This window comes from Streptomyces sp. NPDC047982 (assembly GCF_043204165.1).
Classification (GTDB): domain Bacteria; phylum Actinomycetota; class Actinomycetes; order Streptomycetales; family Streptomycetaceae; genus Streptomyces.
In genome coordinates, this window is the sequence record NZ_JBIDBS010000014.1 from 138,304 (window position 1) to 152,486 (window position 14,183).

The following is a 14,183-nucleotide window of genomic DNA, read 5'->3' on the forward strand; positions in this document are numbered from 1 at the left end:
TTCTGCCCAAGCGGGAGGCGGCTGCTCATCGCGCGGCCCGGCGCCGAGACCTACGGGACGCAGTTCATGGAGTCTTCGTCCGAGTGACGCCTGTGAGGTCTGGTTCGTCCCTCGCGCGCGGATAGCTTGCGGACGATCACCGACGCTCGTCCTTCGCGGAGACATCCATGTGCAGCCCGCTCCACCAGCCCGACGGCCCGCTCCTGCCCGGCGCCAGCCGTCGTACGTTCCTGCGGGCCACCGCACTGACCGGGGGCGCCGCCGCGACCACCGGGCTCGCGTCCGCCGGTCCTGCCGCCGCCCGGTCCCCGCAGAGCTCCGGCGCCGTCGGGGCCGCTCGGCGGCCCGACGTCGAGAGCCCCAGGTTCACGTTCGTCGTCATGCCGGACACCCAGTACCTCTTCGACGGGGCGAGCATCAACAAGGCACCGGTCGAGGCGTCGTTGCGTTACGTACTCGACCACGGGCGCGACGAGAACATCGTCTTCCTCTCCCACCTGGGAGATCTCACCGAGAGCGGTCAGGCGGCCGAGTTCAGCGCGATCGGCAAGGCGTTCGAACTGCTCGACCGGCGGAAGGTCGGTTACAGCGTCGTCGCGGGCAACCACGACATCAAGTCGTCCACCGACGACCAGCGCGGCCGCACTCCGTACCTGGACACCTTCGGTCCGCAGCGGATGCGGCGCCTGCCGACGTTCGGCGGCGCGACCTCGGACGGCTACAACACGTACCACCTGTTCCGGGCCGCCGGGCGCGAGTGGTTGGTGCTGGCGCTGGACTGGCGGCCGTCGGCGGCCGGCCTCGCCTGGGCGAAGAAGGTCATCGCCCAGCACCCGCACACCCCGGTCATCCTCACCACCCACGAGCTGGTGTACGCGAACGCGGACGGCGACGAGGCCGAGTTCTCCAGCCACGGAAAGCATCTGTGGGACGAGCTGATCGCCGGGAACGACCAGATCTTCCTCACCCTCAACGGGCACTACTGGCCCGCCGGGCGCACCACCCGCAAGAACGCGGCGGGCAACGACGTCCATCTGCACATCACCAACTACCAGAACCGGTACTACGGCGGTAGCGCGATGATCCGCCTCTACCGCTTCGACCTGGCCAGGAACACCATCGACGTGGAGACGATCTCCCCGTGGATCCTGGGCCGCGCGGGCGAGAAGCTCAACGAACTGGAGCGCGGTGAGGTCGAGCTGACCGGCCCGCAGGACCGGTTCGCCGTTCCCGTCGACTTCGAGAAGCGGTTCTCGGGCTTCGCGCCCGTGCCCGCGCGCGGCCCCCGTCCGGCCGAGCGGATGCTGATACCGGGCACCGTTGCGTACTGGCGCTTCGACTCCCCGTCGCACCCGGACGGCTCCGCCGCCGCGGCCGCGCTGCGCGTCACCGACCTGTCGGGGCACAGCAACGACCTGGTGCGCGAAGCCGTCCCCGGCAGTGCGCCCGACGCGCTGCGCTGGTCCAGCGGCCACCACCCCGACCAGCCCGGCCACGGCAGCCTCTATTTCGACGGCTCGAAGTCACCGCTGCGGGGCGCGTATCTGCGTACGGAGGACAACGCACCGCTCAACGCCATGACCTTCAGGTCCGGCTACACCATCGAGGCGTTCCTCCGTCTGCCCGCCGACTGGGACGCCGGACGCAACGCCTGGAGCGGCGTGCTCGGCCGCCGGGGCACGCTCGCGGCGGCGGGCAAGACCTCCGGCGACCTGGAGGAGCCCGTCGCCACCCTCTCCGTGTCGGACGGCCCCGGAATGCAGTGGGCGGCGGCGCCGCTGAACCAGCCGGGAGGCATCACCAACTGGAGCCATGAACTGCTGCGGGAGCGGTGGTGGCACGTCGCCGTCGTCAACGACACGAGGCACACGACGATGTACATCGACGGTTGCGTCGTCGCCCGGAACCCGGCCACCCGCGCCACCGGTCTCGCCACCGCGGGCCTGCCGTGGCTGCTCGGCGCCTATGAGTACGGGGGCAAGCTCGACCAGTTGATGCGCGGCTGGCTCGGCGACGTCCGGATCGTCGGACGGGCGCTGCCCGTGAAGAGCTTCATGATCGCCTGAGTGGCAGGGCCACGTCCGCAGGCCCGCCCCGCCCAGCCGCCCCGCCCGGATCCGCGTTCCGGGCGGGGGCGGTGGTGGCCGGGACGGCTGGGCGGGGCCGACCGGACCGAGTGGTCCTGGTGCGGGGTCCGCCCGCCGTGCTTCCTACCGGGGAGTCGGCGCCTCGCCGGGTGCTTCCTACCGCAGAGCCGGCGCCTCGTTCGCGCGGGTGAGGTGGGCCCCGGGCAGGCCGCGCAGCAGCTCGCCGCCGATCTCCGCCAGGCGGGTCGCGTCGGGCGGGGTGTGGCCGAGGCCGATCGCGTACCGCACATGGGACGCGTCGGTGTCGTACGGGCGCGGCCAGGCGTGGGCGTCCAAAGCGCCCGCCTTGGCGAGGGCGGCCAGCAGGGCCAGGATCCGGCCCCGGAAGCGGCCCTCGTCCTCGCCCCGCCGGACGGAGACGAGCGCCCAGGCGGTGTGCCGTTGGCGCAGGGGCGGCAGGGCGCGGAGCAGGGCGCGCGGCACGGGGCCGCTGTCGGGGACGGACTCCAGGACCTCCCAGGCGCGGAACAGCTCTTCGGTGACGAGGTCGCGGGCCGCCGCCGAGACCTGGGTGGTGCAGGAACGTACGGGGGCGGTCGGGGTCAGCACGGTCAGCGGCTGCTGAACAGCGCCTGTGCCCCCCTTGACCTGCCCGACGCCGACCGGGTGGTCCCAGTCCCAAACCGCCCAGGTCGCGAAGAAGTGCCGGAGCAGGGGGAGCGGCGGCAGCTCGCCCGACTCGTGCGCGGTACGCGCCGCGAGAACGGACCAGGCCAGGCCCGGCAGCCCGCCGCACGGGGCCGAGTCCAGGCCGCGTGCCCGCGCCCACGCCTTGACCTCCCGGGCCAGCCCGGCGAACGCCGCCCGGTGCGGGTGAGCCGCCGCGAGCACCGCGTCCGCGTCGCTCACCGCGCTGAGCGCCCTGGCCGCCGCCTCGCCCAGTTCGGTGCGGCGGTCCACCGCCTCGGCCGGAGGAAGGGACCCGGTCGGGACGGTCACCAGATCCACCCGCAGACCGCCGACGCCGAAGCGCAGCCCCGGCACCCGGGCGCCGGTCACCTCGCGCACGTCGACGGCGTCCGGCAGGGCCGCCACCAGCCGTTCGCGTACGCCGGGCAGGCGCCCGTCGCCCGCCGCGTCGCCGCCACCCGGCAGGGCCGCCACCAGGTCCACGTCCGCGCCGGGCAGCGCGCAGCCCATCCGCCGCGAGCCCACCAGGTGGACCCGGGCATCCGGCAGGCCGGCCGCCACCCGCCGGACCAGCTCGGCCGCCCGCGCTTCGTCGACCGCCGACGCCTCGTCGGTCGGCCGTTCCTCGTCGACCGGCTCGTCGGCCTCGTCAGCCGCTGAACGCTCCTCGTCCTGCACGGTCCGGGGCGTCAGTTCCACCCGCACCCCGAAGTGGTCCGAGACGTACAGCCCGTCCGGCGTCGGCACGTCGCCCAGCAGCACCGCCGACACCGGCCGCCAGCCCTCAGCGCGGACCAGCACCCGGTCCAGCCGGGACGCCCGGCCCGACAAGGAGGAGACGGCGGCCAGCGTATTGACCGACGGGTCGAACGTCGGCGTCCGGTCCGCCGCGCCGTGCACCCGGCTCCAGGCGTCCGTCATCCCCAGCCGCTCCTGCGGTGTGTCCCCGTCGTCGTTGAAGTCGCCGAGCAGCAGCACCTCGCCCTCGACGGCCGCCAACCCGGTTGCGATATCGGCCAGTTCGGCGTCCCGGCGGTCCGCGCCGTTCGGCGAGTGGTCGCTGCTGAGATGGGTGACCGCGACCGTGACCGGCCCCGCCGCACTCTCCACCACGACGGCGGCGACCGCCTTGTGCGGGCCCAGCTCGTGCAGCCCTGCCTCCCGCACGGGGAGCCTGCTGAGCAGCAGCAGGCCGCAGTCGGCGACGTCCCGGCCACCCGGATCGGCCCAGAACGTGTACCCCTCGCGGACCCAGGGAGCGTCCAACAGCAGGGCGAGCAGGGCGGGTTCGGCCTCCTGGAGCGCGATGACATCCGCGTCCGACGCGCGCAGGGCCTCCAGCAGCAACGGCCTGCGCCGGGCGGTGTCGATGCGGTCGCTGTCGTAGCGGTCCCAGAGGGTGTTCCAGGTCAGCACCGTCAGGAGGGGGCCGGCGGACGCGGGGAGCGGCGGCACGTCTTCCTTCACCGGTGTCCGGACGCCTCGGGACGGCATGTCCCCCTCCACCGGCGCCCAGGCACCCCGGGACGCGCAGAACGCGTGCGGGGCCCGCGAGGTGAAGTACGGGGACGGCAGCCGCCGCGGGGCGCGGACCCGCCCGGCCTCCGTCGCGTCGATCCGGTCCACGCCCGCCGCCCGGTCCCACACCACCTCGCCGTCCGCCTCGATGAACAGCACCCGGTGCCAGGGGATCTCGCCGCCCGGCGTGAACCGGGGGAGCGGCACCCGCTTCGGCGCCCTCCCGCGCTGCGCCACGCCCATCACGAAGCGCGCCGGATCGAACCGGGCGTCCCAGCGGACCCGGTGGTAGATCTCCTCGCTGGTACGCATCCGTGCCCCGTCCCCTTCCTTCTCCCTTTCCTTCTCCCTGCTGTCCGGGCGTCCGCCGATACGCCGAGGCGCCCATACACGACTACGCCCGGTCCTCCACCGTCCCGCTCGCGCCGACGTACCAGGTGCGGTGCGCCTGACCCGGGTACGGGGGCACGTACCGGCGCAGCTGCGAGGCCAGCACCTGCGGCGGCACCGGGTGGGCGCGCCGCCCGTTGCGGCGGACCAGCTCCGCCTCCTCGACCACGGTCACGGCGTGGGTGACCAGCGCGTCCCGCCGCCGGGCCACCGCGTGCACCAGGGAACGCTGGTGCGCGTTGAGCGAGGTGGCGTCCCAGACGACCGTGCCGCCCGCCGCGAGCGCGGCGTCCAGCCGGTCCAGGCCCTCGCGCAGCACCTCCCCGTTGGCCCGCTGGTCGGCGCGCGGGCCCCGGGCCCCGCGCAGGTCGTCGAGGGACACATACGTGTCCACGTCCGGCAGGCTCCGGGCGAAGGTACTCTTGCCGCCGCCCGACGGGCCGACCAACTGGACCAGGCGCGGGAAGTCCCCGCCGCGCCACCGCCAGGTCGCGGCGACCGCCTCCTCGACGGTGCTGATCCGGCCCAGTGCGTACGCCTCGCGGGCCTGCGCCCGGCAGCGGTCGGCGGCCACCGGCGCCAGGTCCGCGAACGCCTCGCCCAGCCCGGCCGGTTCCCGTACGTCCTGCGCGTGCAGCGCCGACCACTCCACCTGCTCGCGCTCCTCGTCGCTCCCCGCGACGGCGGCGGCCAGCGCGTGCAGCACCTCCAGGTCGGCGGCGAGCGACATCCGGGCCAGGCCGGTGCGGCGTTCCTCGTCCGGGTAGGGGCGGTGCAGCGAGGGGTGCAGTCCGACGAGGTCGGCGACGCGGCGGGCCACCGGCATGCCCACGGTCCGTGCCAGCGCGGGCGCCAGTTCCGTGCGCCGCCTCCGGCGCAGCAACGCGGCCAGGACGCCGGTCAGCCGGTCGTCGCCGGTGCGGCCCAGCGCGTCGAGCGCGTCGGCCGTCGCGACGGCGGCCTCGGCATCCGGTCCGGAACCGGCGCCCGCGCCGTCCCCCGCGTCCGACCCGCGAACCGCGTCCCGCACGACGGCCCCGGCGTCCCACGCGGACGCCCCCGACGCCTCGCCCGGCGCGTCCGACACCTCACCCGGCGCCCCCGACGCCTCGGCCAGTGCCGCCGCGTCGACGGGCGCGCCGGACCGTACGGCCCAGAGGGCCGCCGCCGGACCGAGCCCGTTCTCCACCACGGCGGCGTGCATCCAGTGCGTGTCGGTCCGTACGTGCCCGGGCCGCACCCACTTCGCCACCAGGCGCCCGAAGTCCGCCGCGTCGAAACCGTCGGCGGGTCGTACGACGTAGCCCTCCTGCCGCCCGGTGTCCGGCCTCAGCGCCCGCAGGGCCTTCTCGGCGCGGGCGTCGAACACTCCGCGCCACAGCACGGGCGGCACCGGTATCCCCAGGTCGCGGAGGAACGCCACTGTCCGGTCCCAGCCCAGGCAGCGTTCCCCGTCCCAGACGGAGAAACCGTAGAACCAGCTCTCCAGACCGGCGTACGGGATGGAGTGGCGGGCGAACATGTTCTCGCCGCACACCCGCCATCCCACGGGGATGCGCGAACCGATCCGGCCCTGGAGCGCCTTCACCCAGCCCCGCGAGGGGTGGTGGGCGGAATCGAGGGAGCGGGCGTGCAGACCGTCGGTGTAGAGCGTGGTGTTCTCGCCGTCCAGCTTCTCGGTCACGACGACCTCGCGGCCGGCCAGTCCGGAGAGGTCCCCGATCCGTACGTCGTCCGAGGTGGCCCCGGGGGACCAGGGCAGGTGCGCGGTGCGCGGATAGTGCGTACGCATGACGAGAGCCCCTGGTGACGGCGGGTGCGGCGGAAACGACGGCGGTGCGGAGACGGCGGTGCGGTGCGGCGACGGGTGTGGCGGCGGGTCCGCCCGGCCGGTCACTGTAGGGGCGGGCGGGGGCGGCGATCGACCGAATTTCGCCGGAACGGGCAGGTGCGGACCGGGGGCGGGGCACCCCTGCGCGACGGGGGCGGGGCGCCCACCGTACGACCCGGCCGCCGCCCCCACCGTGCGCTCGGGAACGCCCACCGTACGACCCGGCCGCCGCCCTCACCGTGCGCTCGGAACGCTCCCGGGGCGGCCACGTCGTACGGCACGCGCACCCGCCGTGCGCCCGGGGCACGGCTCGTCGTACATCCCCTCGGGCGTCTCCCGTACCGACCCCGGAACCACTCCGACGCCCCGCCCGCGTTTGACCGGTCGGTCGCGCGGGGTACTATTTGCGGCCCGATTGGCCAGGCCCGTGGCCCGTATGGCACACTGCTCAGGTTGCTCGGTTGAGTGTCAATGCTGCGCGCCTCCCGCCGGGAGGACCGGAAGCGAGTCCCACAGTACTCGTCGACCCCCTGCGGGTCGGACGTACGGGAATCTTCCGGGAAGCGTCAGTGGGGCACCGGCCAGGCGCCCGGCGGGTGTTCACCCCCGACGCTCCTCACGGAGCACGACGCGGTCCTCGGGTCCGCACCCCCTCGGTACGGGAGATTCCTTCAGGGAATTCCACGTGGAGGGGTTGCGACACGCCCGACCGCGTGGGTCGGAGGCGGAGTTGTTTCAGAGCCCTCGGGTTCCAGAGCGTTACGAGAGACAGGACTACTAGTAGCCATGGCGGGACAGAAGATCCGCATCCGGCTCAAGGCCTACGACCACGAGGTCATCGACTCCTCGGCGAAGAAGATCGTCGAGACGGTGACCCGCACGGGTGCGTCGGTCGCGGGCCCGGTGCCGCTGCCCACTGAGAAGAACGTGTACTGCGTCATCAAGTCGCCGCACAAGTACAAGGACTCGCGCGAGCACTTCGAGATGCGCACGCACAAGCGCCTCATCGACATCCTCGACCCCACGCCGAAGACGGTTGACTCGCTGATGCGTCTCGACCTGCCGGCGGGCGTCGACATCGAGATCAAGCTCTGAGGTGACGCGCGAGATGGCTAAGAACATCAAGGGCATCCTGGGCGAGAAGCTCGGCATGACGCAGGTCTGGGACGAGAACAACCGGGTCGTTCCGGTGACCGTCGTCAAGGCCGGCCCGAACGTCGTGACCCAGGTCCGTACGAACGACACCGACGGCTACGAGTCGGTCCAGATCGCCTTCGGCGAGATCGACCCGCGCAAGGTGAACAAGCCCCTCAAGGGCCACTTCGCCAAGGCCGACGTCACCCCGCGCCGCCACCTGGTGGAGCTCCGCACCGCTGACGCCTCCGAGTACACGCTCGGCCAGGAGATCACCGCCGAGGTCTTCGAGGCCGGCGTGAAGGTCGACGTCACGGGCAAGAGCAAGGGCAAGGGCTTCGCCGGTGTCATGAAGCGCCACAACTTCCGTGGTGGCAAGGCATCCCACGGTGCCCACCGCGTGCACCGCATGCCCGGTTCGATCGGTGGCTGCGCCACCCCGGGCCGCGTCTTCAAGGGCATGCGCATGGCTGGCCGCATGGGCAACGAGCGCGTCACCACCCAGAACCTGACCGTTCACGCCGTTGACGCGGAGAAGGGCCTGCTCCTCATCAAGGGAGCCGTCCCGGGTCCGAACGGCGGCCTCGTCCTGGTCCGTACCGCGGCCAAGGGGGCTTGAGGAACCGATGAGCACCATTGACATCCTTTCGCCGGCAGGCGACAAGGCCGGGACCGTCGAGCTCCCCGCGGAGATCTTCGACGCGAAGACCAGCGTTCCGCTGATCCACCAGGTCGTCGTCGCACAGCTGGCAGCTGCCCGTCAGGGCACGCACAAGACCAAGACCCGCGGCGAGGTCCGCGGCGGTGGCAAGAAGCCGTACCGCCAGAAGGGCACCGGCCGCGCCCGCCAGGGTTCGACCCGCGCGCCGCAGTTCGCCGGCGGTGGCGTCGTCCACGGCCCGCAGCCGCGTGACTACTCGCAGCGGACCCCGAAGAAGATGAAGGCCGCCGCCCTGCGCGGTGCCCTCTCGGACCGGGCCCGTCACTCCCGCATCCACGTCGTCACCGGCGTGGTCGAGGGTGCCGTCTCCACCAAGGCCGCCAGGACGCTGTTCGGCAAGATCACGGAGCGCAAGAACCTGCTCCTGGTCGTCGACCGCGCTGACGAGGCCGCGTGGCTGTCCGCCCGCAACCTGCCCCAGGTGCACATCCTGGAGCCGGGCCAGCTGAACACGTACGACGTGATCGTCTCCGACGACGTGGTCTTCACCCAGGCCGCCCTCGAGTCCTTCGTGTCTGGCCCCCAGACCGCTGAGACCGAAGGGAGCGACGCCTGATGAGCGAGGCGACCGTTACCAGCAAGACCTTCACGGACCCGCGTGACGTCCTCGTCAAGCCGGTCGTGTCGGAGAAGAGCTACGCGCTGCTCGACGAGAACAAGTACACGTTCATCGTCGCGCCGGGCTCCAACAAGACCCAGATCAAGCAGGCCGTCGAGGCGGTCTTCTCGGTCAAGGTCACCGGGGTCAACACGATCAACCGGCAGGGCAAGCGCAAGCGCACCCGCACCGGTTTCGGCAAGCGTGCCGACACCAAGCGCGCCATCGTGACCCTCGCCGAGGGCGACCGTATCGACATCTTCGGCGGTCCGACCGCCTGAGGGCGGTCTGGATCGTCCGGAATCGGACGAGGACTGAGAAATGGGTATCCGCAAGTACAAGCCGACGACCCCGGGCCGTCGTGGCTCCAGCGTCGCCGACTTTGTCGAGATCACGCGGTCCACGCCGGAGAAGTCGCTGGTCCGCCCCCTGCACAACAAGGGCGGCCGTAACAACGCCGGTCGTGTGACCGTTCGCCACCAGGGTGGTGGCCACAAGCGCGCCTACCGCGTGATCGACTTCCGTCGTCACGACAAGGACGGCGTGCCGGCCAAGGTCGCGCACATCGAGTACGACCCCAACCGCACCGCGCGCATCGCGCTCCTGCACTACGCGGACGGCGAGAAGCGCTACATCATCGCGCCGCGTGGCCTGTCGCAGGGCGACCGTGTCGAGAACGGCCCCGCCGCCGACATCAAGCCCGGCAACAACCTGGCGCTGCGCAACATCCCGGTCGGTACGACCATCCACGCCATCGAGCTGCGGCCCGGCGGCGGCGCGAAGTTCGCCCGTTCCGCGGGTGCCTCCGTGCAGCTGCTGGCGAAGGAGGGCTCCATGGCCCACCTGCGCATGCCGTCCGGCGAGATCCGCCTGGTCGACGCCCGCTGCCGCGCCACGATCGGCGAGGTCGGCAACGCCGAGCAGTCGAACATCAACTGGGGCAAGGCCGGCCGCATGCGCTGGAAGGGCGTGCGCCCGACCGTCCGCGGTGTCGCGATGAACCCGGTTGACCACCCGCACGGTGGTGGTGAGGGCAAGACCTCCGGTGGTCGCCACCCGGTCTCGCCGTGGGGTCAGAAGGAGGGTCGTACTCGTTCTCCCAAGAAGGCGAGCAACAAGTACATCGTCCGCCGCCGCAAGACGAACAAGAAGCGCTAGGAGCGGGTTTAGATGCCGCGCAGTCTCAAGAAGGGGCCCTTCGTCGACGGCCACCTCATCAAGAAGGTGGACGCACAGAACGAGGCAGGCACCAAGAACGTCATCAAGACCTGGTCCCGTCGCTCGATGATCGTCCCGGCGATGCTGGGTCACACCATCGCGGTGCACAACGGCAAGATCCACGTCCCGGTGTTCGTCACCGAGTCGATGGTCGGCCACAAGCTCGGCGAGTTCTCGCCGACTCGCACCTTCCGCGGCCACGTCAAGGACGACCGGAAGTCGAAGCGCCGCTAAGCGGGGTGGAACGACTCATGACTCACACCGAAGGGACAACCATGGAAGCCAGGGCCCAGGCGCGGTACATCCGCGTCACGCCCATGAAGGCCCGCCGCGTGGTGGACCTCATCCGTGGCATGGACGCCACGGAGGCTCAGGCGGTCCTGCGTTTCGCCCCGCAGGCCGCGAGCGTGCCGGTTGGCAAGGTGCTGGACAGCGCCATCGCCAACGCCGCACACAACTACGACCACACCGACGCCTCTTCGCTGGTCATCAGCGAGGCGTACGTGGACGAGGGCCCGACCCTGAAGCGGTTCCGGCCGCGCGCCCAGGGCCGCGCCTACCGGATCCGTAAGCGGACCAGCCACATCACCGTGGTCGTCAGCAGCAAGGAAGGAACCCGGTAATGGGCCAGAAGGTAAACCCGCACGGGTTCCGGCTCGGCATTACCACGGACTTCAAGTCCCGTTGGTACGCCGACAAGCTGTACAAGGACTACGTCAAGGAAGACGTCGCCATTCGTCGCATGATGACGAAGGGCATGGAGCGGGCCGGCATCTCCAAGGTGGAGATCGAGCGCACCCGCGACCGCGTCCGCGTTGACATCCACACCGCCCGCCCGGGCATCGTCATCGGCCGCCGCGGCGCCGAGGCCGACCGCATCCGCGGCGAGCTGGAGAAGCTCACCGGCAAGCAGGTCCAGCTGAACATCCTCGAGGTCAAGAACCCCGAGGTGGACGCCCAGCTGGTGGCCCAGGCCGTCGCCGAGCAGCTGTCCTCCCGCGTCTCCTTCCGTCGGGCCATGCGCAAGAGCATGCAGAGCTCGATGAAGGCCGGCGCCAAGGGCATCAAGATCCAGTGCGGTGGCCGTCTCGGCGGCGCCGAGATGTCCCGCTCGGAGTTCTACCGCGAGGGTCGTGTGCCCCTGCACACGCTCCGCGCGAACGTCGACTACGGCTTCTTCGAGGCCAAGACGACCTTCGGCCGCATCGGTGTGAAGGTCTGGATCTACAAGGGCGACGTCAAGAACATCGCCGAGGTCCGCGCCGAGAACGCCGCCGCCCGTGCCGGCAACCGCCCGGCCCGTGGTGGCGCCGACCGCCCGGCCGGCCGTGGTCGCGGTGGCGAGCGTGGCGGCCGCGGCCGCAAGCCGCAGCAGCAGTCGGCCCCGGCCGAGGCCCCCAAGGCCGAGGCTCCCGCCGCTGCCGCTCCGGCTGCTGAGAGCACCGGAACGGAGGCCTGACCGAAATGCTGATCCCCCGTAGGGTCAAGCACCGCAAGCAGCACCACCCGAAGCGCAGCGGTATGTCCAAGGGTGGCACGCAGGTTGCGTTCGGCGAGTACGGCATCCAGGCGCTGACCCCGGCGTACGTGACGAACCGTCAGATCGAAGCGGCTCGTATCGCGATGACCCGCCACATCAAGCGTGGCGGCAAGGTCTGGATCAACATCTACCCGGACCGTCCCCTGACGAAGAAGCCGGCCGAGACCCGCATGGGTTCCGGTAAGGGTTCTCCCGAGTGGTGGATCGCGAACATCAAGCCGGGTCGGGTGATGTTCGAGCTGTCCTACCCGAACGAGAAGATTGCTCGTGAGGCGCTCACCCGCGCTGCTCACAAGCTTCCGATGAAGTGCCGCATCGTTCGGCGCGAGGCAGGTGAGGCGTGATGTCGGCCGGAACCAAGGCGTCCGAGCTGCGCGAGCTGGGCAACGAGGAGCTGCTCAACAAGCTCCGCGAGGCCAAGGAAGAGCTGTTCAACCTCCGCTTCCAGGCGGCGACCGGACAGCTCGAGAACCACGGCCGGCTCAAGTCCGTCCGTAAGGACATCGCCCGGATCTACACCCTGATGCGCGAGCGTGAGCTGGGCATCGAGACGGTGGAGAGCGCCTGATGAGCGAGAAGACTGTGACTGAGACCAACACCGACCGCGGATTCCGCAAGACCCGTGAGGGTCTGGTCGTCAGCGACAAGATGGACAAGACCGTCGTCGTCGCCGTCGAGGACCGCGTGAAGCACGCTCTGTACGGCAAGGTCATCCGCCGTACGAACAAGCTGAAGGCCCACGACGAGCAGAACGCCGCGGGCGTCGGCGACCGCGTCCTCCTCATGGAGACCCGGCCGCTGTCCGCGACGAAGCGCTGGCGCGTCGTCGAGATCCTCGAGAAGGCCAAGTAATTCCTGAGGGGCATCCCCCTCAGGCAAGTTCCGCCAGGCTCGGTGGGGTCCGCTCCGGAAACGGGGCGGCCCCCGCCGGGAACCGGCAGACGATCAGGAGATAGACGTGATCCAGCAGGAGTCGCGACTTCGCGTCGCCGACAACACGGGTGCGAAGGAAATCCTCACCATCCGTGTTCTCGGTGGTTCGGGTCGCCGCTACGCGGGCATCGGCGACGTCATCGTCGCCACCGTCAAGGACGCGATCCCCGGTGGCAACGTGAAGAAGGGTGACGTCGTCAAGGCCGTCATCGTTCGCACCGTCAAGGAGCGTCGTCGTCAGGATGGCTCGTACATCCGCTTCGACGAGAACGCCGCCGTCATTCTGAAGAACGACGGCGACCCCCGCGGCACCCGCATCTTCGGCCCGGTGGGCCGGGAACTGCGCGAGAAGAAGTTCATGAAGATCATCTCGCTCGCGCCGGAGGTGCTGTAAGCATGAAGATCAAGAAGGGCGACCTGGTTCAGGTCATCACCGGTAAGGACAAGGGCAAGCAGGGCAAGGTCATCGTGGCCTACCCGGCTCAGGACCGTGTCCTCGTCGAGGGTGTCAACCGGGTCAAGAAGCACACCAAGGCCGGTCAGACGGCTCGCGGTTCGCAGACCGGCGGCATCGTCACCACCGAGGCCCCGATTCACGTCAGCAACGTGCAGCTGGTCGTGGAGAAGGACGGCAAGAAGGTCGTCACTCGCGTCGGCTACCGCTTCGACGACGAGGGCAACAAGATCCGCGTTGCCAAGCGGACCGGTGAGGACATCTGATGACTGCCACCACTGCGCCGCGTCTCAAGACGCGCTACCGCGAGGAAATCGCCGGCAAGCTGCGTGAGGAGTTCTCCTACGAGAACGTCATGCAGGTTCCCGGCCTGGTCAAGATCGTGGTCAACATGGGTGTGGGCGACGCCGCCCGCGACTCCAAGCTGATCGACGGCGCCGTGCGCGACCTCACCACGATCACCGGCCAGAAGCCGGCCGTCACCAAGGCCCGCAAGTCCATCGCGCAGTTCAAGCTGCGCGAGGGTCAGCCGATCGGCTGCCACGTCACCCTCCGCGGTGACCGGATGTGGGAGTTCCTGGACCGTACGCTGTCGCTCGCGCTGCCGCGTATCCGTGACTTCCGCGGTCTGTCGCCGAAGCAGTTCGACGGCCGTGGCAACTACACCTTCGGTCTCACGGAGCAGGTCATGTTCCACGAGATCGACCAGGACAAGATCGACCGGGTCCGGGGCATGGACATCACCGTGGTGACCACGGCGACCAACGACGACGAGGGTCGTGCCCTCCTTCGTCACCTCGGCTTCCCGTTCAAGGAGAACTGACCGTGGCGAAGAAGGCTCTGATCGCTAAGGCCGCCCGCAAGCCGAAGTTCGGCGTCCGCGCGTACACGCGGTGCCAGCGCTGCGGCCGGCCCCACTCCGTCTACCGCAAGTTCGGCCTGTGCCGTGTGTGCCTCCGTGAGATGGCTCACCGCGGCGAGCTGCCGGGCGTGACCAAGAGCTCCTGGTAATTACCCTCCGCCCCCTGGGCGTTGGGAATCACCCGGAAGCTCTCGGTAAGCATCTGGT

The 14,183-nt window shown here is 70.6% G+C and carries 18 protein-coding genes; 16 read left to right on the top strand and 2 right to left on the bottom strand.

Going from position 1 to position 14,183, the window contains the following annotated elements; translation table 11 throughout:
- Positions 1–167 precede the first annotated feature (167 nt).
- A complete protein-coding gene (locus ACGF2V_RS18945; protein ID WP_362619208.1) occupies positions 168–2,066 on the top strand; it encodes a LamG-like jellyroll fold domain-containing protein in 1,899 nt (632 codons plus the stop codon).
- Positions 2,067–2,243: 177 nt separating this feature from the next.
- On the opposite strand, the gene ACGF2V_RS18950 is transcribed toward ACGF2V_RS18945, so the two are convergent.
- Both ACGF2V_RS18950 and ACGF2V_RS18955 read right to left on the bottom strand, forming a co-directional pair.
- Positions 2,244–4,607: a poly(A) polymerase gene (locus ACGF2V_RS18950; RefSeq protein ID WP_362707139.1), complete on the bottom strand. Its 2,364-nt coding sequence runs from the start codon at positions 4,605–4,607 to the stop codon at positions 2,244–2,246.
- An 82-nt stretch (positions 4,608–4,689) separates the two neighbouring features.
- The gene (locus ACGF2V_RS18955; RefSeq protein WP_362707136.1) at positions 4,690–6,477 is read right to left on the bottom strand and encodes an RNA ligase family protein; all 1,788 of its coding nucleotides are present in this window, start codon (positions 6,475–6,477) and stop codon (positions 4,690–4,692) included.
- A gap of 825 nt (positions 6,478–7,302) precedes the next feature.
- Here ACGF2V_RS18955 and rpsJ point away from each other — a divergent pair.
- From rpsJ to ACGF2V_RS19030, 15 genes are all read left to right on the top strand, one after another.
- Entirely contained in the window at positions 7,303–7,611 is a 309-nt protein-coding gene (gene rpsJ / locus ACGF2V_RS18960; RefSeq protein ID WP_003948644.1) for a 30S ribosomal protein S10, read from the top strand.
- A gap of 13 nt (positions 7,612–7,624) precedes the next feature.
- The gene (gene rplC, locus ACGF2V_RS18965) at positions 7,625–8,269 is read left to right on the top strand and encodes a 50S ribosomal protein L3 (RefSeq protein ID WP_362619213.1); all 645 of its coding nucleotides are present in this window, start codon (positions 7,625–7,627) and stop codon (positions 8,267–8,269) included.
- Between the two features lie 7 nt (positions 8,270–8,276).
- On the top strand, positions 8,277–8,927 hold the full coding sequence (gene rplD, locus ACGF2V_RS18970) for a 50S ribosomal protein L4 (protein ID WP_362619216.1): 651 nt from the start codon (positions 8,277–8,279) through the stop codon (positions 8,925–8,927).
- Positions 8,927–9,250 (top strand): 50S ribosomal protein L23, encoded by a 324-nt coding sequence (rplW, locus tag ACGF2V_RS18975; protein ID WP_335934456.1) that lies wholly within the window; start codon positions 8,927–8,929, stop codon positions 9,248–9,250. Before rplD ends, rplW begins: the two co-directional genes overlap by 1 nt.
- Positions 9,251–9,290: 40 nt before the next feature.
- A complete protein-coding gene (gene rplB / locus ACGF2V_RS18980; protein ID WP_073786778.1) occupies positions 9,291–10,127 on the top strand; it encodes a 50S ribosomal protein L2 in 837 nt (278 codons plus the stop codon).
- A gap of 12 nt (positions 10,128–10,139) precedes the next feature.
- Positions 10,140–10,421 (top strand): 30S ribosomal protein S19, encoded by a 282-nt coding sequence (gene rpsS, locus ACGF2V_RS18985; protein ID WP_283853425.1) that lies wholly within the window; start codon positions 10,140–10,142, stop codon positions 10,419–10,421.
- Between the two features lie 41 nt (positions 10,422–10,462).
- A complete protein-coding gene (gene rplV, locus ACGF2V_RS18990; RefSeq protein ID WP_004571827.1) occupies positions 10,463–10,810 on the top strand; it encodes a 50S ribosomal protein L22 in 348 nt (115 codons plus the stop codon).
- Positions 10,810–11,646 carry a 30S ribosomal protein S3 gene (gene rpsC / locus ACGF2V_RS18995; RefSeq protein WP_073786782.1) on the top strand — a complete coding sequence of 279 codons (837 nt, stop codon included), beginning with the start codon at positions 10,810–10,812 and terminating at the stop codon, positions 11,644–11,646. The genes rplV and rpsC overlap by 1 nt, the downstream gene beginning before the upstream one ends.
- 5 nt (positions 11,647–11,651) lie before the next feature.
- The gene (gene rplP, locus ACGF2V_RS19000) at positions 11,652–12,071 is read left to right on the top strand and encodes a 50S ribosomal protein L16 (RefSeq protein WP_362619220.1); all 420 of its coding nucleotides are present in this window, start codon (positions 11,652–11,654) and stop codon (positions 12,069–12,071) included.
- On the top strand, positions 12,071–12,295 hold the full coding sequence (gene rpmC / locus ACGF2V_RS19005) for a 50S ribosomal protein L29 (RefSeq protein WP_015035581.1): 225 nt from the start codon (positions 12,071–12,073) through the stop codon (positions 12,293–12,295). The genes rplP and rpmC overlap by 1 nt, the downstream gene beginning before the upstream one ends.
- Positions 12,295–12,579: a 30S ribosomal protein S17 gene (gene rpsQ / locus ACGF2V_RS19010; protein WP_030977953.1), complete on the top strand. Its 285-nt coding sequence runs from the start codon at positions 12,295–12,297 to the stop codon at positions 12,577–12,579. Before rpmC ends, rpsQ begins: the two co-directional genes overlap by 1 nt.
- A 106-nt stretch (positions 12,580–12,685) precedes the next feature.
- The gene (gene rplN / locus ACGF2V_RS19015) at positions 12,686–13,054 is read left to right on the top strand and encodes a 50S ribosomal protein L14 (protein ID WP_003966950.1); all 369 of its coding nucleotides are present in this window, start codon (positions 12,686–12,688) and stop codon (positions 13,052–13,054) included.
- A 2-nt stretch (positions 13,055–13,056) separates the two neighbouring features.
- Positions 13,057–13,380, top strand: a complete 324-nt coding sequence (rplX, locus tag ACGF2V_RS19020) for a 50S ribosomal protein L24 (protein WP_073786786.1) — start codon at positions 13,057–13,059, stop codon at positions 13,378–13,380.
- Positions 13,380–13,937, top strand: a complete 558-nt coding sequence (gene rplE / locus ACGF2V_RS19025; RefSeq protein ID WP_006126888.1) for a 50S ribosomal protein L5 — start codon at positions 13,380–13,382, stop codon at positions 13,935–13,937. The genes rplX and rplE overlap by 1 nt, the downstream gene beginning before the upstream one ends.
- Before the next feature lie 2 nt (positions 13,938–13,939).
- On the top strand, positions 13,940–14,125 hold the full coding sequence (locus tag ACGF2V_RS19030) for a type Z 30S ribosomal protein S14 (protein WP_003956452.1): 186 nt from the start codon (positions 13,940–13,942) through the stop codon (positions 14,123–14,125).
- Positions 14,126–14,183 lie beyond the last annotated feature (58 nt).

Excerpts from the sequence above, each read along its gene's own strand:
- ACGF2V_RS18945 (WP_362619208.1), top strand. The coding sequence starts at position 168 with ATGTGCAGCCCGCTCCACCAGCCCGACGGCCCGCTCCTGCCCGGCGCC.
- ACGF2V_RS18950 (WP_362707139.1), bottom strand. The coding sequence starts at position 4,607 with ATGCGTACCAGCGAGGAGATCTACCACCGGGTCCGCTGGGACGCCCGG.
- ACGF2V_RS18955 (WP_362707136.1), bottom strand. The coding sequence starts at position 6,477 with ATGCGTACGCACTATCCGCGCACCGCGCACCTGCCCTGGTCCCCCGGG.
- rpsJ (WP_003948644.1), top strand. The coding sequence starts at position 7,303 with ATGGCGGGACAGAAGATCCGCATCCGGCTCAAGGCCTACGACCACGAG.
- rplC (WP_362619213.1), top strand. The coding sequence starts at position 7,625 with ATGGCTAAGAACATCAAGGGCATCCTGGGCGAGAAGCTCGGCATGACG.
- rplD (WP_362619216.1), top strand. The coding sequence starts at position 8,277 with ATGAGCACCATTGACATCCTTTCGCCGGCAGGCGACAAGGCCGGGACC.
- rplW (WP_335934456.1), top strand. The coding sequence starts at position 8,927 with ATGAGCGAGGCGACCGTTACCAGCAAGACCTTCACGGACCCGCGTGAC.
- rplB (WP_073786778.1), top strand. The coding sequence starts at position 9,291 with ATGGGTATCCGCAAGTACAAGCCGACGACCCCGGGCCGTCGTGGCTCC.
- rpsS (WP_283853425.1), top strand. The coding sequence starts at position 10,140 with ATGCCGCGCAGTCTCAAGAAGGGGCCCTTCGTCGACGGCCACCTCATC.
- rplV (WP_004571827.1), top strand. The coding sequence starts at position 10,463 with ATGGAAGCCAGGGCCCAGGCGCGGTACATCCGCGTCACGCCCATGAAG.
- rpsC (WP_073786782.1), top strand. The coding sequence starts at position 10,810 with ATGGGCCAGAAGGTAAACCCGCACGGGTTCCGGCTCGGCATTACCACG.
- rplP (WP_362619220.1), top strand. The coding sequence starts at position 11,652 with ATGCTGATCCCCCGTAGGGTCAAGCACCGCAAGCAGCACCACCCGAAG.
- rpmC (WP_015035581.1), top strand. The coding sequence starts at position 12,071 with ATGTCGGCCGGAACCAAGGCGTCCGAGCTGCGCGAGCTGGGCAACGAG.
- rpsQ (WP_030977953.1), top strand. The coding sequence starts at position 12,295 with ATGAGCGAGAAGACTGTGACTGAGACCAACACCGACCGCGGATTCCGC.
- rplX (WP_073786786.1), top strand. The coding sequence starts at position 13,057 with ATGAAGATCAAGAAGGGCGACCTGGTTCAGGTCATCACCGGTAAGGAC.
- rplE (WP_006126888.1), top strand. The coding sequence starts at position 13,380 with ATGACTGCCACCACTGCGCCGCGTCTCAAGACGCGCTACCGCGAGGAA.